The sequence below is a fragment of the Aliamphritea spongicola genome (assembly GCF_017051665.1).
In the GTDB taxonomy this organism is placed as follows: Bacteria; Pseudomonadota; Gammaproteobacteria; order Pseudomonadales; family Balneatricaceae; genus Amphritea; species Amphritea spongicola.
This window is the reverse complement of record NZ_JAFIDL010000005.1, coordinates 274,489-297,028: the sequence shown is the minus strand read 5'-3', so window position 1 is coordinate 297,028 and position 22,540 is coordinate 274,489. Positions and strand designations below refer to the sequence as shown.

The following is a 22,540-nucleotide window of genomic DNA, read 5'->3' as shown; positions in this document are numbered from 1 at the left end:
ACGGACCCATTCATTGCGGCAGAGAGTCTTTCAACTAACCTCCCTGATATGGATATTGGCATTACAGCTGCTTCTTGCTGGGATCAGCTACGCCCGCGAGCCGGTATCTGCCGTCCGGTATCCGGTCAAGATCACGCCGGAAATGCTACTGGGGAAAAAACTTTTCTTTGAGCCGTTGTTATCTGAAAACCGGAAAACCAGCTGTGCATCCTGCCACCTGTTTTCCCACGGCGGCAGTTACCCACAGGCAAAAACCCCCATGCACAACGGCAATAAAAGCCGTTATAACTCTCCTTCTATTTTCAATCTGTCGCAAAACTATCCGCTGGGCTGGGAAGGCCAGCTGATTTCCATGCAGGAACAGATGCACAGCCTGGTCGCCAAACAGGCAAAAATGGGCCTGAACTGGGACAACATTGAGAACCGCCTGAGACAGCAGCCAGCCTATGATGCACAGTTTTCCCGGCTCTATCCGGAAGGGATTACCCGGGAGACAATTACTCAGGCACTGGTCACGTATCAGCTAGCCCTGACCACCCCCTCTGCCTTTGATGACTTTCTTCAGGGGGATGAAAACGCCATCAGTGAAGACGCCAAACTCGGCTACGAGCTGTTTAAACGCTACGGATGCGCATCCTGCCATCAGGGGCAGAAGATCGGCGGTAATCTGTTACAGAAGATCGGCGTGATTGAACCCTATGCCTATGATCCGGACGACAGCTCTCATGCCAGCCTTGGTCGCTATAACACCACCGAAAATGAAGCGGATATTCAGGTATTCAGGGTCCCCAGCCTGCGTAACGTCGCCGAAACGCCGCCTTATTTCCATGACGGCTCAGTCAGCACCCTTGAAGAAGTCGTCACCCTGATGGCCAGACATCAGCTGGGCCGTGAAATCCCGGCGTCTGATATCGATCTGATCGTTGCATTCCTGCAAAGCCTCAGCGGTTCACCTCATCCGACACTAATGCCATGAACAGCCTGCAAAGCCGAATCATCTTCAGTATTTTACTGGCCATTCTGGGGCTGGCACTGCTGTTCCTGTTTGTTCAGGACAAGACCAGTTCAGAGCGTCACCAGCAGGCGGAGATCAACCAATATATCAGTAAGTTAGAGCAACTGGATGCCAAGCTTGAGAAACAGATCCTGCTGATGGACAGCTGGTACTTCCGCAGTTATGACGAACTGAACTCGGTTTATACAGACTACAAAGAAACACTGGCCTCCCCCCCGTCACTGCCTGACACGCTGGCCCCCTGTATCCCGGAACTGCAAGCCAGCCTGGAAGAGAAGTTTCCGTTAATCGAGCAGCTCAAATCGAATAACGCATTGTTACGGAACTCACTTAACTATCTGCCAAATCTGATCGAAGTGATGTTTAACCGGCTTGAAACGGCTAAGCAACAACGCCAGATCACCGCCGAAACCAGCATACTGTTCCGTAACTATCTGCAAAACGAAGTCATCCAGAGCCTGACGAATCAACTGGTGGATTACCGGTTGGAAACCCATCAGGTTATGCCTTACAGCGGTTTACTGCCGGAGGAATTACAGCCCCTGTGGGAAAACATGCTCAAGCATCTCAGCCTGCTTAACATGCACCGGGATAACAACATCAAACTCAGCCAGCAGCTGGAAAGCATCGCGATGCAGTCCAAAATAGAAGACTTTAACAAACTGTTTTCTGAACACCTGGCGTTTCTGGATGAACACCGCGAGCAACAGCAAACCTGGTTAGGTATCTATGTGCTGGCCGGCCTGCTGCTGATCAGTGTGCTGATTTACGCCCTGCGCCATTATCATGAACAGCACTACTTCCATAAAACGGAATCCATGACCGATACCCTGACCGGGCTGGGTAACCGGCGATTACTTGAACAGCAACTGCCGGTACTGTTCAATGAGGCCAAACGGAACCACACCTCGCTGGGCATTCTGTTCATCGATCTGGACGGCTTTAAAGCCGTTAACGACACCCTTGGTCATCAGCAGGGGGATGAGCTGCTGCGTCATATCGCCAATGAGCTGCAACTGTCCCTGCGGGAGAATGATCTGGTTATCCGTTTTGGTGGCGATGAATTTGTACTGGCCATCGCCAATGCCAATAAGGACATTCTCGAGCGGATTGCAAAGAACACTCTGCGCCTGTGCAGCACGACACTGGAACAGAACATCCGGGTCAGTGCCAGCATCGGTATCAGCCACTATCCTTCAAATACCCGCAACATGCATGAGCTGGTAGAGCTTGCTGACCAGGCGATGTATCAGGCGAAACAGGAAGGTAAACAGTGCATCCGGTTTTACACCCCTGAGTAAAGCCGGATACTTTTATTCCTCCTCCCTCCTCTGAAAAGTAATATCACGATGATTGCCAGCGGCTAGCATCTGACCGTATGATCGGGCTCTGCGACGCGCAGTTACTGCCCGCGATAAGAATAAAAATTACAGGAAGACAGTTCTATGAATCAGGCCCTGCCTCAGGCTCAGGTCAAACTGATATACCCTGTCGGCGCTATTTTGCTGGCAGTATTTGCGCTGTCACTGGGGGACGCGCTGATCAAAGCACTCAGCCTGTCTTTTCCGCTCTGGCAACTGTTTGTTATGCGCAGCATTGTTGCCGTCATCCCCCTGATATTGCTGATTCACTTTTTACCCCGGGAACAAGGATTCCGGCCCAAAGCCCGGGGTTGGGTCGCTCTGCGCAGCCTGATGCTGACCTTTCAGTGGGTGGCATACTACGCAGCATTGCCAACCATCGACCTTTCCGTTGCCGGGGCAACCTTCTATACCCTGCCGTTATTCATAACCCTGTTTGCCGCCTGCGTCCTGGGGGAGCACATTCGCCCGCTGGGCTGGCTCGCCATCGGACTGGGCTTCACCGGTGTACTGATCATGCTGCGCCCCGGTGCCGACGACTTTAGCCTTACCGCACTATTGCCATTGGTGGGGGCTATTCTGTATGCCTTATCCATGGTATTGACCCGGGCCAAATGTCAGCAGGAAAGCCCGCTGGTACTGGGGCTGAGCCTGCACCTGACCATATTTACAGTGGGTGCTGTCGCCAGCATCGGCTTCCCCCTGCTGTGGCCGGATGCCCTGCAAAGTACCGGCAATCAGTTTATTTTCGGTGCCTGGACAGACATGGGCATCACCCAGTGGCTGGCCATGAGTGCACTGGCTGTCGCTGCTGTAATCGGCGCCGTGGGCGGTGCCTATGCCTACCAGAACGGCCCGAGCGCCACCGTTGCCACCTTCGACTACAGCTATCTGGCTTTCCTGACCGTCTGGGGGATTCTGTTCTTTGCGGAAATACCGGATATATTTACGCTGAGCGGTATGGCACTGATAATCACTGCCGGCATACTGGCGGTCCGGCAAAAATAACCGTTTTTGAAACCACAAAAAAAGCAGCCAACCGGCTGCTTTTTTAATCCACTGCTGAAGTATTAATCCCGGTAAGACGGGTCCTTCTTATCCAGCATGGCTTTGAGCTGTTCAAAGTGCGCATCACCGGCACCTTTGAATTCATCCCAGCTGGCAGCGGTTTCTTCCGCCAGATCATCCGGTAAAACATTCAGTGGCTGACCGGTTGAATACGCCAGCACCATGGTTTTGCAGGCCTTCTCCAGGTAATACAGGCTCTCAAACGCTTCAGCGACGGTTTCACCAACTACGGAAATCCCGTGGTTGCCCATCATCAGGGCTTTCTTACCGTCAAAGGTATCCATGATGCGCTTACCTTCTGCATCGCTGGTCGCAATACCTCCAAAGTTGGTGTCATACGCAATGCGGTTAAAGAACCGGGCAGTATTGTTATCCAGCGGTAAAATTCGCGGATCTTTCAGGGTCGACAGCGCAGTCGCATAGGTAGAGTGAACATGCAGAATCACCCGGGCATGAGGAAAGGCTTTATGCACATTGCCGTGGATGGCCCAGGCTGATGCATCCGGTGCTTCATCGGTTTGCATGATGCTGTCATCTTCACTGTCCAGCAACTGCAGATTGCTGGCGGTAACATTGGCAAAATGCATCCAGCGACGGTTCATCAGAAACTGCTTACCGTCCGGCGATACCGCCGCACTCAGATGATTCGCAACCGATTCATGCATATCCAGCTCATAAACCAGCCGAAATGCAGCGGCCAAATCGATACGTAATTGTTGTTCCTGTGACATAGATTCCTCACTCTCTGTGCGCCCGTATTCCACTTACCGCCGGCAAGCTTTGCTAATTCCGACAAATATTGTCCTACAATCTACAGCAAAGCATGCGCAGCCTCTATAGCTATCGCTATTTTTTTGCGCATCAGGTCGGGGGAATTCAATCCTGTCGCTCAGAGGCAATTATTCAGCTGATCTGTCCCGTTGAGTCATGCTGGCTAATTTCATTGCCTGCTTCACCTTCCTGAGTCTAGTCGCTGATACAATAAACCCGGCAATAAAAAAGCCTTCTCCTGACGGCCAGAAGAAGGCTTTTGGTGCACTTCACACTTAATCCACAGCTGAGCGATTATCCCTCGCCTTCTCCCACAGATTCTTCAACACCCCGGTCGGAGCGAAACTTCTTCATCAGTTCGATCAGCGGGGTCATGAACAGCATCAGCGCCGCGATGATCATAATTGCCAGCGTCAGCGGACGTTCCCACAGGAAGGCCATGCTGCCGTCAGAAATAATCAGCGCCCGGCTAAGGTTGGTTTCCATCAGCCCGCCCAGAATGAAGCCCAGTAACATCGGTGCCATCGGGAAGCTCAGCAACTTCAGGAAGATCGCAATCAAAGTGATGATTGCCATCATATGAATATCGAAGCTGTTAAAGCTCACCAGATACACCCCGGTGATTGAGAAGAACAGAATCAGCGGAATCAGAATCGGCCGCGGAATCACCAGCAGGCGTGAGATATACGGGATTAGCGGCAGGTTTAGGATCAGCAGAACCAGGTTACCGAAGTACATGGAAATGATCACCGACCAGAACACATCCGGGTTATCGATGAACAACCGCGGACCCGGCTGGATACCGTAAGCAATCAGCGCCCCCAACATGATTGCCGTGGTACCCGAACCGGGAATACCCAGTGTCAGCAGCGGTACGAACGAACCGGTTGATGCTGCATTGTTTGCCGACTCAGGTGCCGCCAGACCACGTAATGCCCCCTTACCGAACTTCAGCCGTTCTTTAACTGAAGCCAGGTTACGTTCCAGACCATACGCCAGGAAAGACGCGATTGTGGCACCGGCCCCCGGCAGGATACCCACCAGAAAACCGAACACCGAACTGCGGCCCACCGTCGGCGCGATGTGCAGTACTTCCTCTTTACTGAGTTTCATACTGCCCAGCTGACTCATGTCCACCTGCTCTTCTTCATCACGGTGTTCCCCTTTTAACACCGTCATGACCACTTCGGTCAGGGCAAAGGTTGCCATTGCCAGCAACAGGAAGCTGACACCGTCGATCAGATCTACACTGCCGAATGTATAGCGTGGTGCACCGGAACTGAGATCCGTACCGACCGTCGCAATCATCAGGCCAAACACAGCCATAATCAGTGCCTTAAGCACCTGCCCCTTACCGGCAAACGCGGCCACGGCGGTTAAGCCCAGCACCATCAGCGCGAAATAATCCGTCGACTGGAAACTCAGCGATACCGTCGCCAGTGCCGGTGCTGCAAATAACAGTGCCAGCGCACCGATGGTGCCGCCGGTAAATGATGAATAGGCCGCCAGCGCCAGCGCTTTACCTGCCTGCTGCTGTTGCGCCAGCGGATAACCGTCAAACGAGGTTACCACGGTACTTGCACAGCCTGGCGCATTGATCAGAATTGAAGACGTGGAACCGCCAAATACAGCGCCGTAATACACACCGGCCATCAAAATGATGCCGGAAGACGGATCAAGCCCGTAAGTGATCGGGATCATCAGTGCCACGGCCGAAATCGGCCCCAGCCCCGGTAACATGCCAATAAAGGTACCGGCAAAACATCCAACCACTACCATTAACAGGTTAAACGGCATCAGCGCAGTGGATAAACCGGTAAATATTCCATCCAACATTGTCCTAGCCTCCCATTAACATTGTGAAAAACTTACCCTTAGCCAGATAAATATCCAGCAGCTGGGTCAGTACAAACCAGATACCGACCGCAAACGGAACCGAAGCGACCAGCAACATTTTTGGCCGGCGTTCCCCCAGTAGCCAGTAACCGGCTATCAGAAACAGTACAGTTGCCAGCAGGAAGCCCAGCCAGTCCAGCGCCAGACCGAACAGCACCACTAAAATCAGTAACTTGCTGACCAGGCCAAAATCCAGCCCCGCCAGTCGTAATGTATTCGCCGTATCGGATTTTGCAGTCACGATCAGAGCCAGCGACAGCACACCGCCAATCCAGGCCAGTGCATTGGGCACACTGCGGGCGGTAAAGGGTTCAAACTCATCCCCGGGTAACAGAGGGATATCCCGGGCGTAATAGCCGTAGGCAACCGACAGGCACAGAAACACCAGGCCGCCAATATGGTCTTTGGTAATAGTCATGGAAATACTCCCGGACAAAACACTTGCAGGCTGCGGTCACAGCAGCTCCGGTGAACAGAACTGAGCAGCCAGTCAGAGCGTCTGGCTGCCGGCACCGGCGGTGCACGGCAGCAGACAGACCGCGTGAGAGGTCAAACAGCAGGGTTTACTTCAGGAAGCCCAGATCGCGCATCAGGTTACCGACTTCGGTTTCCTGCTCCTGCAGGAAGCTGACAAACTCAGCATCCGGCTTGAAGATTTCGCTCCAGCCGTTACGGGCACGTACTTCTTCCCATTCCTGGGTGTCGTACATTTTCTGCAACACAGCAACGTACTCGCCTTTCTTGGCATCAGAGATACCAGGAGCGGCAAAGAAACCACGCCAGTTAACAAATACTGCGTCATAACCCAGTTCTTTCAGCGTCGGCACATCAGCAGCAGCGTCATTACGCTCATCACCAGTCATAACCAGCACACGTACTTCGCCAGCTTCAGCCAGCGTCAGTGCTTCACTCAGGCCAGTGGATAACAGCTGAACCTCACCGGACAGCAGACCGGCCATTGCCTTTCCGCCCCCATCATAAGACACGTAACGCACCTGACGGGCATCACCGCCAGCGGCTTTAAATGCCATTGCAGCCACTAAATGGTCCATGCTGCCGCGGGCAGAACCACCGGCGATCTTAATCGCACGCGGGTCAGCCTGATAATCAGCAACCACTTCTTTAAAGCTGTTGTACTTGGAATCTTTCTTCACCACGAACGCACCGAAGTCACCAATGGTGGCAGCAACCGGTGTCAGGTCGCGGAACGACTGAGGGAATACTTTAGACAGGGAACGAATCACGATCGGCGTGGAGTTAACCATCAGGGTTTCATCCTGCTGGCTGGCCGTCTCGATCAGGTGAGCAATGGCTTTACCGCCACCACCGCCGGACATGTTTTCGTAGGATACTTCCTTGATCAGACCGGACTTGGTGAGCGCCTCACCGGTACCACGGGCTGTACCGTCCCAGCCACCGCCAGCACCGCCGGGAATCAGGAAGTGAATGTTATCAACAGCTGCAGCCTGCATGGACATACCGGCCGTCAGACAGGTGGTCAGCAGCGCAGCCATCAGGTTTGATTTAGAGAAGGCTTTCTTGGCGAACATTTGAGTTTCCTCGCATTTTTATCGTTATTCTCAGCCCTCAAGGTAGTCGCTCATTCCTGACTAAAGAAGATTGTGGATTTAATGGCATTAAAGAATTTAAAGCACCTTTTGTGCATAAAGTTCACGGGCTTTTCCGGAAAAAATTTCTTAGTATTCAGAGAGTATCCGGCGGAATAAGAAAAATAATGAAATTCTCCATACGCAGCCTGAAGCTCAAAAAACGCATGGTACTGATCCTCGGTCTGATCGCATTATTGCAGACCAGTATCATCGGCCTGTTTGCGTTACATAACCTCAACCAGTCGCTCGACGAGCAGATCGGTAAGCAAGCCCTGCACGTGGCAAAAACCATTGCCGCCATGTCGGAAGTCATTGACGCCGTGCAGCGCAAAGATTCCGCCATGCTGCAGCCACTCAGTATGCATCTGGCACAGAAAGCCCAGACCCGCTTCGTGGTCTTTGGGGATAATGACAGTAACCGTCTGTCGCACCCCAACCCGGCCATGATCGGCCTGTCACTGGTGGATGACGATGACGATGACATTTCCCCTACGCTGAAGCAGGGCATCGAGCGGATATCCAAAGCCAAAGGCAGCCTGGGCTGGTCCATGCGGGCCCGGGTACCGGTATATGATCACAACGGCAAAGACATCATCGGTGTCATCTCGGTTGGCTACCTGCTGGACACCGTTGAAGCGACCATCGCCGGTTACCGTATCACCCTGATTCTGGTCATCATCGGTGCGTTTGCTTTCAGCGTGCTGACCGCCCTGTGGTTTGCTGATCACTTCAAAAAAGCCACCTTCGGGCTTGAACCGGAACAGATCGGCCGTCTGTTCGATGAACAGAAAGCCACTCTGCAATCAGTGCGGGAAGGCATCATTGCCATTAACAGCGAAGGCCAGATCACCACCATTAACCAGACCGCCATTAAAACCCTCGGCCTGCCCACCGATACCGACCTCACCGGCCAGCCCATCGAGCAGCTGTTACCGGACAGCGCCATGCTGGAAGTACTCGCCAGTGGCGAACCCCAGTTCGACAATGAAGTCTGGCTCAAGGGTAAAAACCTGATCGTGAACCGCCTGCCCCTGCATCAGGGCGACACCATTACCGGTGTGGTATCCAGTTTCCGCCGCAAAGACGAGCTTGATCAGGTCAGCAAGAAACTCTCCCGTATTCAGCAATACGCCGACAGCCTGCGCAGTCAGGCCCATGAATACTCGAACAAACTGCACACAATCGCCGGGCTGATTCAGATTAACGCCAAAGAAGAAGCGCTGGCGCTGATCGGCCAGGAAACCCAGGACCATCAGGAACTGATTCATCTGCTGGTTGCATCAGTCCCCGATCCGATTCTCGCCGGCTGCCTGCTGGGCAAATACAACCGTGCCCGGGAACTCAGCCTGCGCCTGAATATCGACCCGGAAAGCCAGATGGCTGACCTGCCTGAAGATCTTCCCCGTGACCAGCTCGTCAGCATTCTTGGCAACCTGATCGACAACGCCCTTGAAGCCACCCGCAGCCACCGGGGGGCTGGCGGCGAGGTGAAACTGTCCATGACGGATCTGGGAAATGATCTAATCTTTGAAATAGAAGATCAGGGTGCTGGCATCAGCAGCGACCAGCAACAACGTATATTTGAAAAAGGTGTTACCAGCAAAACCGGTACCGGCCACGGCATTGGCCTGTATCTGGTGAAAAAGCTGCTTGATGAGCTGGACGGCACCATCACTCTGGAACCTGCCGATAACAGCGGCAGCCGCTTTATCGTCTATATACCGAAGGTACCGAGCCATGACTGATATCCGGGTAATCATTGCCGAAGATGACCGCCAGATAGCCGCCATCCAGCAACGTTTTCTGGAACGGATAGAAGGCTTTGAACTGGTCGGGATGGCCCATGGCCTGGAAGAAGCCGAAGATCTGGTGGAAATCATGCAGCCGGACCTGATTCTGCTGGATGTGCAGTTTCCTACCGGCACCGGGCTGGACCTGCTGCGCAAACTGCGGGCTGAAAACAGCAGTGTCGATGTCATACTGGTCACCGCCGCGAAAGAAGTCGACACCCTCAGGGAAGCCCTGCACGGCGGCGTTTTCGACTTCATCCTCAAGCCACTGGTCTTCGAACGTCTGCAGGAAACCCTGCACAACTACCGGCAACACCTGAGCAAATTGCAGGCGCTGCAGTCGCTGGACCAGCAAAACGTCGACACCATGCTGCCCCGGGGGCAGACGCCTAAAACTACCTCACAACCACAACGCTTACCCAAAGGCATCGACAGCATCACGCTGGATAAAATCCGCCAGGTTCTGCAGGACAAAGACGTTGCCCTTAACGCCAGTGAAGTAGGCGATTACATCAATGCCAGCCGGACCACTGCCCGACGGTATCTGGAATACATGGTCAGCAGTGACGAGCTGCATGCGGAAGTCAGCTACGGCAGTGTCGGCAGGCCCGAGCGCAAGTACCGGCTCAATCCCTGATTCCCTTTATTCAGGTCCAAAGTGACGCAATGAGCAGACAAATACCCAAAGAGTAAACCTTTATACCAACAACCTATGGCAATGCCTTGAATCTATTGCTATAAAAACCTCTGAACATAAACAAAATGTTCAAAAAGTGCTTAAAGAACTTTACAGTCTATATGCGCGAAAACTGTTGTTGTACCAAGTCGCAGGATAGGCTGTAAAAAACAACAAGAGAACGGTCATGCTCAACCCATACGATTTTGATTCTGTCGGCCGGCACCTGGCGCCAAGCGGCCGTCTACGGGTAGCAATTAATCTCGGCAACCCGGTACTGGCACAACGTAACCCTCACACCAACGAACCTCAGGGAATCTCCGTCGAACTGGCCAAACGGCTGGCTAAACAGCTCGGGCTGGTGATGGAAATTATCGAATACGACGCAGCCGGCAAGGTTGTAGAAGCACTCGATAGCGAAAACCCTGCTGACCACTGGGACCTGGCATTCCTTGCCCGCGACCCGCTACGTGGTGAAACCATCGGCTTTACAAGGCCATACGTCCTCATCGAAGGCTGTTATCTGGTCCGGAAAGACAGCGACATCAACAGCAACCTCGACCTGGATCAGCCCGGAATGCGCGTCAGCGTCAACAAAGGTGCGGCCTATGACCTGCACCTGAGCCGCAACCTGGTACAGGCGGAAGTGGTTCGCGCGGAAAACGGTAAAACCGCGACAGAAATCTTTCTGGAACAGGGGCTGGATGCCGCCGCCGGCGTACGCCAGTCACTGACTCAGATTGCGGCGGACAATCCGGAACTGAAAGTGCTGGACGAAAACTTCATGACCATCGACCAGGCCATGTGCGTGCCGAAAACAACACTCTGTGGCAACAACTGTATCGCTCAGGAATACCTGCAGGACTTCGTGCGCGAACAGAAACGTAACGGCTTCATACGGCGCTGGCTTAACAGCAACGGTCAGCACAACGTGACAGTTGCAGACTGAACAGCCATCAGAAAAGCCATCTTAACCGATGGCTTTTTCAGTTCAGTACTACTGTTAAAGCGCAGGCAAAGTGCACAGACAAAAAAATACCCGCACACGGCGGGTATCTGTCTGCTGTTGCTCTGAAAAAATCAGGGCGCCAGACGCTCGATTTTCCAGCTGCCATCCGCCTGTAAGTAATACTTAAAGCGGTCATGCAAACGGCTGCCACCGCCCTGCCAGAACTCAATGGTCGTCGGCACTATGCGGTAACCGCCCCAAAAGTCTGGTAACGGAATTTCACCCTTGGAAAACTTCTCTTTCATCGACTGAAACTGCTGCATCAGTAACTGCCGGGACGATACCGGGCGACTCTGCTTCGACGCCCACGCCGCCAGTTGGCTTTCCTCGGGACGGGATGAAAAATACTTCAGTGATTCGCTGGTTGGCACCTTCACTGCCTCACCGCAAATCTTCACCTGACGCTCCAGCGCATGCCACGGAAAATGCAGGCTCACCTTGGAATTAGCCGCAATGTCTTCGGCTTTGCGTGAACCGTAATTGGTATAAAACACAAAACCGTTTTCATCGGCCCCCTTGAGCAACACAATCCGCTGTGAAGGCTGCCCATCGGCATCCACTGTCGCCAGTGTCATTGCCGTCGGGTCCTGCATACCGGCATCCACCGCCTGCTGCAGCCAGGTATTAAACTGCTCAAAAGGACTCTCCGCCAGTTGCTCCCGGCTCAGACCATCCTGTAAATATTCCCGCCTGATATGATCAATATCCATCGTAAAACTCTAACCTGTTGTTACCAAAGGCTTACTCAGCCCATCAACGACTCTGCTTTCAGCACTCACACTCTTATTCAGTGAAAGCATTCATCAGTTACACATTGGCTAATATTCTATCCTGCTTCACTGCGGAGTGCTTGGAAATCGTCGTACAAAAAGTATGCAAGTTATTTCACCACAGAAATCAGCGAGCGTAAGCGCCTTAACGATTGAAGAGCAGAATTATGAAGTCACTACACAGTATTCTAATCACCACAGACAGAGCTTTTAGGCGTTTCCGTCCTCTTTACTCAACCTCTTCCACCAGCAGCTCTATATCCAGATCTTCAGGCCACAGGAAATAATCGCCCTGTTGGCCGCTGCGCTGTTCGCCACCGACTGCAAGGCCTTTTTCGGTCAGTGATACCTGGCCTTCAGCTTCCTGAGTCAGTCCGGCCAGCCGGAAAAACTTCATCAGTTGCTTCACAGTGGTGCGATGTCGGGCGGCCAGCATCGCAGTATGTACTTTGCCGCCACCAGCTAAGCCATCTTTATCCACATGCATCGACCGGAGAATGTCATGGGACGCCGGGATATCTTCAACTTGCTGTTCCGGATGCAAGACCGGCGGGAAATCAATGCTGAACACCTGAATGTTCTGTTTCTCTGCATTGCGAAACAACCGGGCAACATCTTTTACTACCGCCTGATAGCTGGCCGGGTCTTCCGTTTTCGACAGGAAAAAACTCATCTCAGTGAGGTGAGCTTCTGCATACTTATGCAGGCTCATGCTGCTAAGCAGACAGTGCTTCTCATTGAGATAACACTTGGCGTTAACGTCTTCACTGTAATTGAGGGTGATTTGAGGCTTACTGAGCAACCAGTCTTTCTCAGACTTTTTCAGCTCCTGCATGCCGTACATGATGTAAAAACGCACACCGTTACGGATGCCTTCACTGATCAGTTCTTTGAGACGTTTATTAATACTGAGATACGGGCTGATCAGTACTACATGCCTGGTTGCTTTAGTAATGATTCCCTCAAACATATATGAGGTGCCCATTGAATTCAGGTATTTAGCCATCGACTGTTCCTTGTCCTTGGTTGCAGCAATCCTTGCTGTTTGTGTGTTTCAGGCAGCTAATCAAACCGGCTCCGGAACCGTGAAATTTAACGGCCCTGCTTCGGGATAAGTGTCCGAATAAGTTTCCCCGGAAACAAAGCAGGTTTTATACGGAGCAATAACTGCGGCAGTCAGAACAGATGCCCCGTCAGCGGACTCTGGCTGACGGCATAAATCCCCCGGAAGATATTTCGCAATCCCCTTCAGGCCAGACAATTTTATGTGCTGCCTGCTGCCAGACTCACCCGGACTTTTAGTCAGTACTGCTACCCGATTTACATTCATATATAACTACTACCTTACTGGTATTTATACTGCAATATATGTCGTATGTTACTGCCTGTAATCGCTACAACTCTGTAGATATACGCATGGATGTTGAGTTCCGGATGCGATGCAGAGCCTCATGCGCCTTAAGGTATTCAGACCGGTAAAGCGCTGAACAATTCCCGAAACCCAGCAAAGAGTTTTTGCAACTCAGGAATGTTCAGCTATCTTTTCCTTTGCAACACATTTTATTCGGGGCAGAAGTGTTGCTGCTTTCTCAGTTCAGAACGATAAAGACGGTTGATTTCCCAGACGGTTTTTACCTTGCGGGAAACTGACCGGCAATAATTCACAACAACCTCTACAGGGAACGTATCTATGCCACTTCAAACCGATATCAGAGGCCTGAAAAGCCTGACACAACGCAGCACCTTTCGCACCAAGAAAGGGAGCTCTCCTCACGATACCCTTTGCCGGATTCTGTTCTCTGACGGAACCGAAACACTGGACTACCTGCCAACGGATGTTATCCGGGCACCTCAGATCAGCAATATCGATTGGTGGATGCGCAAAATTGGCCGCAACAGCGCAACGTCACACGGGATAAAACGGGCAGTCAGTGTCGAACCCAAACTCATCCGCTGATTACAAACAGTGCAGTTTTTAAGATCTGCCCGTGCTGATGGGAAAAGAAAAGATAAATCAGAAAAATGAAGCCGGCACTGCTGATGTCCCGGCCAGATGGCCTTGCCAGCTAAACACCTGCCAGCGATAGGAGAAAATAGCAGGAAAGAAATGAAGACAATCGATGGCAGAGCCCTGACCTGCGACTTCCTGGCAGAGAATAAGCAGGTACCGCCAGGGCTCCGACAAACTCTTTACACTCAGAACTCGTATCGCAGCGCCAGGTTCCACTGGTTACTCTTCAGAGAACCGCTCTTGTTATGCTCAAAACCAAAGCCCAGATTGGTCTGTTCATTCACCTGTAAGCTTGCCCCCAGGTTCACCTGTACACGGTTAGCACTGGTATCGGCATCGGCGCTGGTGAAGCTGTTGCCGCCCAGCGCGAACTGGCTGGTGCTGCTCAGAGCATCATTATTGAAATCGTGCCACGCCATCACTCCTGCGTAAGGTTCCAGCTTACCGGCAGCCACATCAAAGCTGCGACGGGTGCTGACACCTGCTCCCAGTTCAACCTGTTCTATGGATTGTCCGGATACTTTCAGCGCCGCAGGACCAGAGGTTTCGGTATAACCATCCAGATCCACTTTGGCATAGTTAAAGCCCAGGCTCGGTGCAATAGACCAGCCGTTATGTTCATAGCCGACACTGCTGACCACCCGCAAGCCTACCTGCTTACTGTCAAAGCTGGCTTTATGCGCCTGATCACTGAAACCATCCAGATAACGTTCATTATCATGTTCGTTATGGCCCACGTTCAATACCGCATCCGTCAGCCATTCCCGACCTGCTGGGGTTTCACCTTCATAACTGCCGTACAGGCTCAGTTGATAGGTATCGATGTCGCTGTTATCCCGGCTGCCATTTACGTCAGCCTGAGTTTTGCCGTAAGTAAACGCAGCCCCCAGTAACAGCTGATCCGTTAACTGACGGTCATAACCAATGCTTAAACCGTTAGCATCTGCGTCATACCCCAGCTGGGCATTGCTGTCGGACTGCTTCGCTGAAACATTTACCGCTTCAACCCAGATACCCTGCTGTGCATAAAACGGCGTTCCCACCGCGGCATCGGTCATAGTACTGGCTGAACTTTCTGCGGCTGCAAAGGCCAGCTCACTCAGATCAGTTCTGTTGTTGGCTAAACGGATCGCCTGAATCCGGCCAGTAGCATTCTTAATCGCACTTTGCTGTGCCGTGCGGGCTGCAACAATGTTGGCGGTATTACCCTGCGCCTGCAGCTCCTGCGCAAGACGTTTGGCAGATTCTGCATCCGTTGCTTTAACGATCACCGCCGCAAAATCCGCTTCCTGCTGACTCACGCCACTACCATTCTTAGCGATAATTCCGCTTGATAAATCACCTGCAACCCCCAGCGCCTTAACATCAGCACTGTTAGCTCCGCCGCTGCTGGCCAGGTTCTGCAACTGCGAAGAACCACCACCGGAACCCCCGGCAACAAAACGCACGCCGACACCGTCGCTGGTTGAGCCTTTTTGCACCGTGGCCTGGCTTGTAATCAGAGGTGACACATTAAAGTTAGAACTGAACTGCGCGCTGTTTGCATCCGCCAGCCAACCGGTAACTGTCGCGCCATTTTCCACTTCAAACAGGAAGATTTCCTTGTTCAGGATACCGCTGGAAAACGTGCCATTAGTCGGGATAAGTTTCAGCTGAGTATCGTTATGCAGATTTATACTGTTACCCGCACCGGACACCTTAATTCTCGCTTCGACTGTATCGTTTGGCGACAACTCAAACACAATATCGGCAGCCCCAGACGAATGAAAATTACCGTTTGTAATGTGAATACGGCCGCTATCAACAAAGCTCTCTGTCGCCGGGGTACCGGAGGCACCTGTCAGGAACAGCTCACCGCCCATCAGGTACACATTGCCCTTATTTACCCCGTTATCCACCGTCAGCTTTCGGCTAAGCTTCAGATTCTCTCCGGCACCTGCCAACTGCCCGATAAAGACCGTTTCTACCTGCGAGATTTCGTGGCCGCTGAATTCACCCGCATGCAGATATACCTGATCCTGAGTACCATTTGAGCCAACAATGCCCCCGGTAAAGGTAGAGCCGTAGTTCTGGTGATACCGAAGCTGTGAACCTGAAGCGATTGTGGTGTTGTTATAATCTGAGCTTTTACCGATTACACCGCCGGAGAGGTTAGTTACGGATAACAGACCCGTGGCAGTCGGCGCGCCCAGAATTGCTGTGCCTCCACCATTACCAACTAAGCTACCAGAGTTATTAATGGTCACAGCATCAGTCGCTGAAGGCTGAATCTGAATGGCGCTGTAACCGGGGCTGGCACTGATGACACTGCCAAATCCCACGTTAATCATTACCTGTTTAGAACTGGCGACAGTGATGGCCGAATTCGTTGTCGGGGTTATATTGTAACTGCCAACATTCAGTGTCAGTAATGACCCTGTAGGCGTCTCCAACAAAATGTCGTTCGTCTGGTCTGACCCAAGCGAAGAAGTTGCATTAATAGTAGTCGTCGCCAGCACAGAGCTGCTGACTGCACAGGCGACAGCCAGTGTCAGGGGTTTGATCAGGGAGGTGTTTATAAGCATCTTTAAGGGAACTGTAGGAGTCATCTTCTCGGTCCATGCGTGAAAAAATATGCCGCATGATGCCTCCCACAAGCGTGTACAGAACCCCTAAAACGAGGGGGGATTTTTATCTTTTTTTAGCTTAGCCTCCAAGAAAGCTGGATTGATTACTTTTTGATCTGAACACCTAAGTAATGATACTTAGGCAAAACCAGCGCCGTGCATTAAACTTTAGTCTTGTTTTTCCGGACGCCATCAGCAGAGCTGAGGGCTCGGAAATGTAGTCAGAATTCATGCCTGTGGCAGCGAACGGGTTGTTGTGTGAAAGCGCCTGATATTAAAGATGAAATAGACCTGCTCTACCGGGCAGTGGCTAATCCGGCCTATCTGGAAGACTTTCTCACTCTGTTGCGGAAAAAAACCAACAGCATGAGCGGATCTGTTCAGGTTGACGACCGTAAAACCCTGCAGGCCCTTACCGGTATATTCCAGGGGTACAGTGAAGCGGCTAACAACAGCTACATGGAATACTATTCCAGTAAGGATGTTCTGAAACAGTACGCCCTCGCGCACCCGGATTTATATACCAGCAGCATCACGTCTGATCAGGTACTCAGCCGCAGTGCATTTCGTGACTCAGAATTTTATGTGGACTGGGTAAAACCCTATGGTGGTTTTGAATACACCATGGGCGCCTGTTTACAGGATTACGCGAATGACAGAATGATCAGCCTGAGCCTGCAACGGGCCGCCGACGCCGGCGCATTTGAAAAAGAAATATCTCAGCAGTACATCAATGCATTACGGCCCCATCTGGTATCTGCCGTAAAAGCGATCAGCCTGCTGGATATGAACACCGACAGTTTTAACGCAGCAATCCGTTATCTCGATAAAGCGACCCTTATCGTGGATGATTCAATGCTGGTACAGGAGTTAAACCCGTTAGCGGAAGACTTTATCGCCAATCACCAGTGGCCGGAACTGGACCGCCATAACAGATTAATTCTGCCTTACGGGATTGCCGATCAGGTCAGGCAGGATGTGCACAGTAAAATACATGCTCACCGTTATCCGACACCGGTTGCCGGCTCGCAAAAACAGGTTATCCATACGACAACATCAGGCGCAAGCTACAGTATCGAAACCTTCCCGTTTTATATGGAAAGCGCCTCTCCACTTTCTTTACGGGGCGGACAACGTCTGGCTTTACTGACAATTACACCGCTGGAAAAACAGCTGAACCTGGGGCTTTTACGCAAACTGTTCAGTTTTACACAGGCAGAGCTAAGCATTGCAGCACTGATTTTCAAAGGTCTGAGTATCCGGCAAGTCAGCGAGCAAACCTCCCGTTCAGAACACACCGTACGTTCCTGCTTAAAGACCATCTACCACAAAGCCGGCGTCAACCGGCAGGCTGAACTGGTCGCAAAAATCGCTTCCAGCATGGCATACCGCTGATTATCACTCTGAAAAAGTACAGTTAATTCCCCCCATTTGAGGGGTGTTGCACCCACGGGATTTACGTATAAAGCGTATCTCTTATGGGCAAGCGATGAAGTAACTGTGACACCTGACGATATCAATGAAGAGCTGGATCTGCTGTACCGTGCGGTAGTTGAACCCCGTTACCTTGAAGCATTACTGACGCTGATCAGACGTAAAACCCACAGTACCAGCGGCACATTACAGATCGATGACTATCGCACCATGGAGGTTATCGACGGGTATTTTCAGGGATTTTCCGCCGATGCTCTGGTGCCTTATAAAGAATACTACTCGAAGATCAACGTTCTCACCGCAGCGGCAGCTGAAGACCCCGGGCTGTTCAGCAAAATTTTTATTTCCGACCAGCTCATCAGCCTGAAAGCATTCAAAGCTTCAGAGTTTTATAACGACTGGATCAGGCCAGAAGTGGGTACTGACTATTCCATCTGGCTGTCACTGAACGACCGCCGGGAAAAAATTATCAAGCTTACCTTGCAGCGACAGGCCGGCGCGCTGAGTTATTCACAGGATAATACCTGGCAATATCTGGCTTTACTGCGCCCCCACCTGAGGACAGCTATTAAAGCCATTCAGACCGTCCGCGAAGACAACTTACCCACACTGGATCTGCGCTACCTGAACAAGCCGGCGGTACTGCTGAACACGGCGATGAAATGCCGGGAATACAATCCTCAGTTTCAGCTATTTCTGGAAGAACATTCGTGGCTTAAGCTCGCTGCCGCGGACATACTCCGGCTGCCATCTTCGCTTCAGGCAGACGTAAAAACAGCATTGAAGGCAAACAACTCTCTGCACCTCACCGGCCAGATTAACCGTGAACTCTATTACCGGGATCAAAACCGGGACTTCATCATTACCCTGACCCCCTTCAGAAAGGATAAGCCATCGATTTTGCACCCGGACAGCACGGAACAACTCACCCTGCTGACCATCAGCGAATACCGCCGTCAGTTGCATCTGCCTGTGCTGCGCAGGATTTTCGGCTTAACCGAGGTTGAGGCCATTACTGTTGCGATGCTGTTTCATGGCAAAAGCCTGCAACAGATCAGCATGGAAACCGGCCGTTCGATGCACACCCTGCGTTCTTTACTGAAGATCGTATTCCACAAGTGTGACGTAAACCGGCAGGCTGAACTCATCGCCAGAGTCGCGGCGAGTATGGCATTTCGCTGAAACCAGGTATCCGCCACGAATCCCCACTGTCCCGTCATCAGCGCGAACAATATGCTCAAAATACCCTTAATGACCGCAAGCTTCCTTTCTGATTTCCCACCTGTCTACCATCGTCCTCCACATAATAACAATATAAGGAGGTCACATGATCAGCCGGCTTCGCCGCTTCAAAGTCACCACCCGCATCCTCGGGCTGGTATGTTTTCTGATACTGGTGATGGTTGCAGAAATGGGATTTCTGCTCAGCGAAATGCAACAGCTGCGACAGGGAAGCCAGCAACAACAGACTACCGTTAGCGAACAAAACCGCTGGCTGGATCACCAGGCAACACAGATACAACTGCAAACGGTTAACCAGCAACGGCTGCTGCAGGCTCAGCAGGTGCAGAAAACATTTTCAGACATGATCTTCTGGTACTTTGACGGTACCGTGACCCAGTATTACGAATCCCTGAATAACGCCACCGGCGCAGCAGACCTGCTGGAATCACAATTGCGAGCCCTCAACGCCACACCGGACGCTGCCGGCATAACCGGCCAGTTGCTGGAAAATCTCATGGCTTACCGCACCCTGATGAACAACGCTGGCAACTACTATCAGCAGGGAAAAAATAACCTGGCCGGGGTTGAAATCGGCGATGCCAACATCCTCGCCAATACCATTAACGAACAACTGCTGACACTCACTAACCTTTTTCAGACAAAACTCAGTGAAGCCAGTTCCGAAGTGCAGCAATCCCTTGAAAACACCCTTATTGCAAGCACACAGGTTGCCGCCGTCAGCCAGTCATCCCAGCAACTGATTGCCACCACCCAGACCACCACCCTGCTCATGTTACTGGCCTCTCTGCCGGTCACCTTCGGCGTGGCAATACTGATCATTCTGTCAATCACCCGCCCACTGAAATCCTTACAGCAACAGCTGCTGACGATAGAAACCGAAAGTGATCTGACCCGCCCCCTGTCTCTGGATGGCCGGGATGAAATTCAGGCCATGTCTGCCGCCACCCAAAAGCTACTCGATAAACTGCGCACGACAATGGATGAAATTGACAGTGTCAGCCATGAGCTGCAAAGCACCGCAGATGAAGGCTACCGGCTCAGCGTCAAAACCCACCGGCAAAGCATCGAACAGCAACAACGGAGTGAAACCATTGCCGCCGCAGCCACTCAGTTGGGCGCCAGTGCAGAAGACATTTCCCGCACCACCGCTCAGGGACTGCATCAGGTGAATGATGTGTCCGGAGCCGCCATTGCCGGCCAGCAGGATGTAAAAAGCACGGCGAAAACCATTCAGGATCTGGCCCGGCAGTTTGATCAGGTGGAAGACAGTGTAAATACACTGGTACAGCACAGTGCTTCAATCGGTGATGTACTGGATGTGATCAGGGGCATTGCAGAACAGACCAACCTGCTGGCACTGAATGCCGCCATTGAAGCTGCCCGGGCTGGCGATCAGGGCCGGGGATTTGCAGTGGTTGCAGATGAAGTGCGCACGCTCGCACAACGAACCAGCCATTCCACGAATGAAATACAGGCCATGGTAGAAGCGCTGCAGGGGCAGTCCCGGGTGGCGATGACTTCACTGGAACAAAACCGTACTCAGGTTGATGCCGGTGTACAGCTTTCCCAACAGGCCGAGGCATCATTAACCGTGATTCTCGACTCCCTTCAGGCACTCAGTGAAATGAACCAGAGCATTGCCGCCATCACCGGTGAACAGCAGCATGCCGCGCTTGGCGTCGATGAAAGCGTACAGAGCGTTCGGGAAATGGCCAGCCAGGTAGAAAGCCAGGCGGCAGGCTCACGACAGGTGAACCAAACACTCAACACTCTGGCAGATACCCTGAAACAAACCCTTACAGCATTCCGGCACTGACGCAGTTAAGTGCTGATACTAACAGCCAGACACAAAAAAACCGGTTGTGGATAGCAACCGGCTTTTTGTTTCACTGTCTTCTGTCTTACGCGACAGATTCAAAGGCCTGTTGCAGGTCAGCAATCAGATTCTGACTGTCTTCCAGTCCTACCGACAGACGCAACATACCGTCACCGATATTCATCTGCTGGCGCTTTTCAGGCCCCATCTCCCAGAAAATGGTATGTGCCACCGGAATGATCAGGCTGCGGGAATCCCCCAGGCCGGTCGCCTTCATAATGATTTGCAGAGCATCCACAAACTCCAGGCAGCTGTTGGCATCCGCCAGTTCAAACGACAGTAACCAGGAACCGGCCCCGAAGTGTTCGGTCGCCAGTGCATTGGCCGGATGGCTCTTAAGGAACGGGTAATGTACCTTCGCCACCTGTGGATGGTTTTCCAGAAACTCTGCCACCGCCAGGGCGGTTTCACTGCTCTTGGCCAGACGCAGCGCCATGGTCTCCAGACCCAGGCTGATCTGGTGCGAAGTGGCTGAACTCATGGTTGCACCCATATCCCGCAGGCCTTTCTTGCGGACCTGCATCAGGCCCCACATTTTAGAATCGCCGGTGCGGTAGTTCGCAAAAATGTTTGGGTAGTTTTCCCAGTTATACAGGCCAGTATCAATCACAACACCGCCAAGTGCCTGGCCCTGACCGGCAGCTGACTTGGTCAGGGAGTGAATCACCATGGACGCGCCCACAGCCTTAGGCTTGAACAGGCAGGCAGACAGAATGGTGTTATCCACAATGTAAACCAGCTCTTCCTGCTGACAGAATTCACCGATTTTCACCATATCGGCCACCTGGGTGCCCGGATTCGCCACAGACTCAACGAATACCATGCGGGTGTTGTCCTGACGGGCATCAATAACGTTCTGTACGTCAGTACCGTCAACCCGGGAAATTTCCACGCCGAAGTTTTCCAGCGTATCCAGCAGGCTGGCGGTATTACCGAACAGATATTTCGATACGATCAGGTGATCACCGGCTTTCAGCAAGGTCAGAAATACTGCGGTAATGGCTGCCATACCGGTGGAGAAGCAAACCGCCCCTACGCCACCGTCAATGCTGGCCAGTTTGGCTTCCAGCGCTGCGGTGCTCGGAGTGCCCTGACGGGCGTACGGTGAATTCCCCTTAATACGCCCCTGAAAGGCACCGATCAGATGATCAACACTTTCAAAGGTGTACTGCACAGAAGGATGTATCGGGTTGTGAATCGTGCCATTGGCATTCGCCATGCGACGGTCAAAATGCACTACATCCGTCGTATACTGATCAGTCTGCGCCCCGTTACCGGCGGCATTGTCTTCGCGCTTTGCCATAAAAAACTACTACCCGTAAATAAAATATTCTGCTGAGAACAAATGCTAATCTATCCGCCGCCCGGACGCCACGAAATCCACGGAGTTTTAAGGATTTCA

At 52.2% G+C, this 22,540-nt stretch carries 18 protein-coding genes; 10 read left to right on the top strand and 8 right to left on the bottom strand.

Annotated features, from left to right (window positions below):
• The first annotated feature begins 55 nt into the window (after positions 1–55).
• The 3 genes from JYB63_RS16250 (at position 56) to JYB63_RS16240 (ending at position 3,384) form a co-directional block, all read left to right on the top strand.
• Positions 56–976: a cytochrome-c peroxidase gene (locus JYB63_RS16250; protein WP_205658952.1), complete on the top strand. Its 921-nt coding sequence runs from the start codon at positions 56–58 to the stop codon at positions 974–976.
• Positions 973–2,316: a GGDEF domain-containing protein gene (locus tag JYB63_RS16245; RefSeq protein ID WP_205658951.1), complete on the top strand. Its 1,344-nt coding sequence runs from the start codon at positions 973–975 to the stop codon at positions 2,314–2,316. The genes JYB63_RS16250 and JYB63_RS16245 overlap by 4 nt, the downstream gene beginning before the upstream one ends.
• Positions 2,317–2,460: 144 nt before the next feature.
• Positions 2,461–3,384, top strand: coding sequence for a DMT family transporter (locus JYB63_RS16240; RefSeq protein ID WP_205658950.1), 924 nt, complete (start codon positions 2,461–2,463; stop codon positions 3,382–3,384).
• Between the two features lie 62 nt (positions 3,385–3,446).
• On the opposite strand, the gene JYB63_RS16235 is transcribed toward JYB63_RS16240, so the two are convergent.
• The 4 genes from JYB63_RS16235 to JYB63_RS16220 form a co-directional block, all read right to left on the bottom strand.
• A complete protein-coding gene (locus JYB63_RS16235) occupies positions 3,447–4,175 on the bottom strand; it encodes a class II aldolase/adducin family protein (protein ID WP_205658949.1) in 729 nt (242 codons plus the stop codon).
• A gap of 334 nt (positions 4,176–4,509) precedes the next feature.
• Positions 4,510–6,051 (bottom strand): tripartite tricarboxylate transporter permease, encoded by a 1,542-nt coding sequence (locus tag JYB63_RS16230; RefSeq protein ID WP_205658948.1) that lies wholly within the window; start codon positions 6,049–6,051, stop codon positions 4,510–4,512.
• Positions 6,052–6,055: 4 nt separating this feature from the next.
• Positions 6,056–6,529, bottom strand: coding sequence for a tripartite tricarboxylate transporter TctB family protein (locus JYB63_RS16225; RefSeq protein WP_205658947.1), 474 nt, complete (start codon positions 6,527–6,529; stop codon positions 6,056–6,058).
• 145 nt (positions 6,530–6,674) lie between these two features.
• Positions 6,675–7,661 (bottom strand): tripartite tricarboxylate transporter substrate binding protein, encoded by a 987-nt coding sequence (locus JYB63_RS16220; protein WP_205658946.1) that lies wholly within the window; start codon positions 7,659–7,661, stop codon positions 6,675–6,677.
• A gap of 185 nt (positions 7,662–7,846) precedes the next feature.
• Between JYB63_RS16220 and JYB63_RS16215 the strand changes: the two genes are divergently transcribed.
• The 3 genes from JYB63_RS16215 (at position 7,847) to JYB63_RS16205 (ending at position 11,136) form a co-directional block, all read left to right on the top strand.
• Entirely contained in the window at positions 7,847–9,466 is a 1,620-nt protein-coding gene (locus tag JYB63_RS16215; RefSeq protein ID WP_205658945.1) for an ATP-binding protein, read from the top strand.
• Entirely contained in the window at positions 9,459–10,148 is a 690-nt protein-coding gene (locus tag JYB63_RS16210; protein ID WP_205658944.1) for a response regulator, read from the top strand. The genes JYB63_RS16215 and JYB63_RS16210 overlap by 8 nt, the downstream gene beginning before the upstream one ends.
• A 226-nt stretch (positions 10,149–10,374) precedes the next feature.
• Positions 10,375–11,136, top strand: coding sequence for an ABC transporter substrate-binding protein (locus tag JYB63_RS16205; RefSeq protein WP_205658943.1), 762 nt, complete (start codon positions 10,375–10,377; stop codon positions 11,134–11,136).
• A gap of 131 nt (positions 11,137–11,267) precedes the next feature.
• On the opposite strand, the gene pdxH is transcribed toward JYB63_RS16205, so the two are convergent.
• Both pdxH and JYB63_RS16195 read right to left on the bottom strand, forming a co-directional pair.
• A complete protein-coding gene (gene pdxH / locus JYB63_RS16200; protein ID WP_374730441.1) occupies positions 11,268–11,900 on the bottom strand; it encodes a pyridoxamine 5'-phosphate oxidase in 633 nt (210 codons plus the stop codon).
• Between the two features lie 295 nt (positions 11,901–12,195).
• A complete protein-coding gene (locus JYB63_RS16195; RefSeq protein WP_205658941.1) occupies positions 12,196–12,972 on the bottom strand; it encodes a phospholipase D-like domain-containing protein in 777 nt (258 codons plus the stop codon).
• Positions 12,973–13,656: 684 nt separating this feature from the next.
• On the opposite strand from JYB63_RS16195, the gene JYB63_RS16190 reads away from it, so the two are divergent.
• The gene (locus JYB63_RS16190) at positions 13,657–13,923 is read left to right on the top strand and encodes a hypothetical protein (RefSeq protein WP_205658940.1); all 267 of its coding nucleotides are present in this window, start codon (positions 13,657–13,659) and stop codon (positions 13,921–13,923) included.
• A 239-nt stretch (positions 13,924–14,162) separates the two neighbouring features.
• On the opposite strand, the gene JYB63_RS16185 is transcribed toward JYB63_RS16190, so the two are convergent.
• Complete coding sequence (locus tag JYB63_RS16185; protein ID WP_205658939.1) at positions 14,163–16,565, bottom strand: autotransporter family protein; 2,403 nt, start codon at positions 16,563–16,565, stop codon at positions 14,163–14,165.
• Positions 16,566–16,841: 276 nt separating this feature from the next.
• On the opposite strand from JYB63_RS16185, the gene JYB63_RS16180 reads away from it, so the two are divergent.
• The 3 genes from JYB63_RS16180 to JYB63_RS16170 all read left to right on the top strand — a co-directional run bounded on the left by JYB63_RS16180 (position 16,842) and on the right by JYB63_RS16170 (position 21,078).
• Positions 16,842–17,978, top strand: coding sequence for a helix-turn-helix transcriptional regulator (locus tag JYB63_RS16180; protein WP_205658938.1), 1,137 nt, complete (start codon positions 16,842–16,844; stop codon positions 17,976–17,978).
• Between the two features lie 105 nt (positions 17,979–18,083).
• Complete coding sequence (locus tag JYB63_RS16175; protein WP_205658937.1) at positions 18,084–19,199, top strand: helix-turn-helix transcriptional regulator; 1,116 nt, start codon at positions 18,084–18,086, stop codon at positions 19,197–19,199.
• A gap of 145 nt (positions 19,200–19,344) precedes the next feature.
• The gene (locus JYB63_RS16170; RefSeq protein WP_205658936.1) at positions 19,345–21,078 is read left to right on the top strand and encodes a methyl-accepting chemotaxis protein; all 1,734 of its coding nucleotides are present in this window, start codon (positions 19,345–19,347) and stop codon (positions 21,076–21,078) included.
• A gap of 85 nt (positions 21,079–21,163) precedes the next feature.
• Here the strand turns inward: JYB63_RS16170 and JYB63_RS16165 are convergent, their stop codons facing one another.
• Complete coding sequence (locus tag JYB63_RS16165; RefSeq protein WP_205658935.1) at positions 21,164–22,441, bottom strand: cystathionine gamma-synthase family protein; 1,278 nt, start codon at positions 22,439–22,441, stop codon at positions 21,164–21,166.
• Positions 22,442–22,540: the final 99 nt, after the last annotated feature.

Coding starts and splice junctions, on each gene's coding strand:
- JYB63_RS16185 (WP_205658939.1), bottom strand. CDS start 16,565: ATGACTCCTACAGTTCCCTTAAAGATGCTTATAAACACCTCCCTGATC.
- JYB63_RS16195 (WP_205658941.1), bottom strand. CDS start 12,972: ATGGCTAAATACCTGAATTCAATGGGCACCTCATATATGTTTGAGGGA.
- JYB63_RS16205 (WP_205658943.1), top strand. CDS start 10,375: ATGCTCAACCCATACGATTTTGATTCTGTCGGCCGGCACCTGGCGCCA.
- JYB63_RS16220 (WP_205658946.1), bottom strand. CDS start 7,661: ATGTTCGCCAAGAAAGCCTTCTCTAAATCAAACCTGATGGCTGCGCTG.
- JYB63_RS16210 (WP_205658944.1), top strand. CDS start 9,459: ATGACTGATATCCGGGTAATCATTGCCGAAGATGACCGCCAGATAGCC.
- JYB63_RS16190 (WP_205658940.1), top strand. CDS start 13,657: ATGCCACTTCAAACCGATATCAGAGGCCTGAAAAGCCTGACACAACGC.
- JYB63_RS16170 (WP_205658936.1), top strand. CDS start 19,345: ATGATCAGCCGGCTTCGCCGCTTCAAAGTCACCACCCGCATCCTCGGG.
- JYB63_RS16230 (WP_205658948.1), bottom strand. CDS start 6,051: ATGTTGGATGGAATATTTACCGGTTTATCCACTGCGCTGATGCCGTTT.
- JYB63_RS16225 (WP_205658947.1), bottom strand. CDS start 6,529: ATGACTATTACCAAAGACCATATTGGCGGCCTGGTGTTTCTGTGCCTG.
- JYB63_RS16215 (WP_205658945.1), top strand. CDS start 7,847: ATGAAATTCTCCATACGCAGCCTGAAGCTCAAAAAACGCATGGTACTG.
- JYB63_RS16235 (WP_205658949.1), bottom strand. CDS start 4,175: ATGTCACAGGAACAACAATTACGTATCGATTTGGCCGCTGCATTTCGG.
- JYB63_RS16240 (WP_205658950.1), top strand. CDS start 2,461: ATGAATCAGGCCCTGCCTCAGGCTCAGGTCAAACTGATATACCCTGTC.
- JYB63_RS16165 (WP_205658935.1), bottom strand. CDS start 22,441: ATGGCAAAGCGCGAAGACAATGCCGCCGGTAACGGGGCGCAGACTGAT.
- JYB63_RS16245 (WP_205658951.1), top strand. CDS start 973: ATGAACAGCCTGCAAAGCCGAATCATCTTCAGTATTTTACTGGCCATT.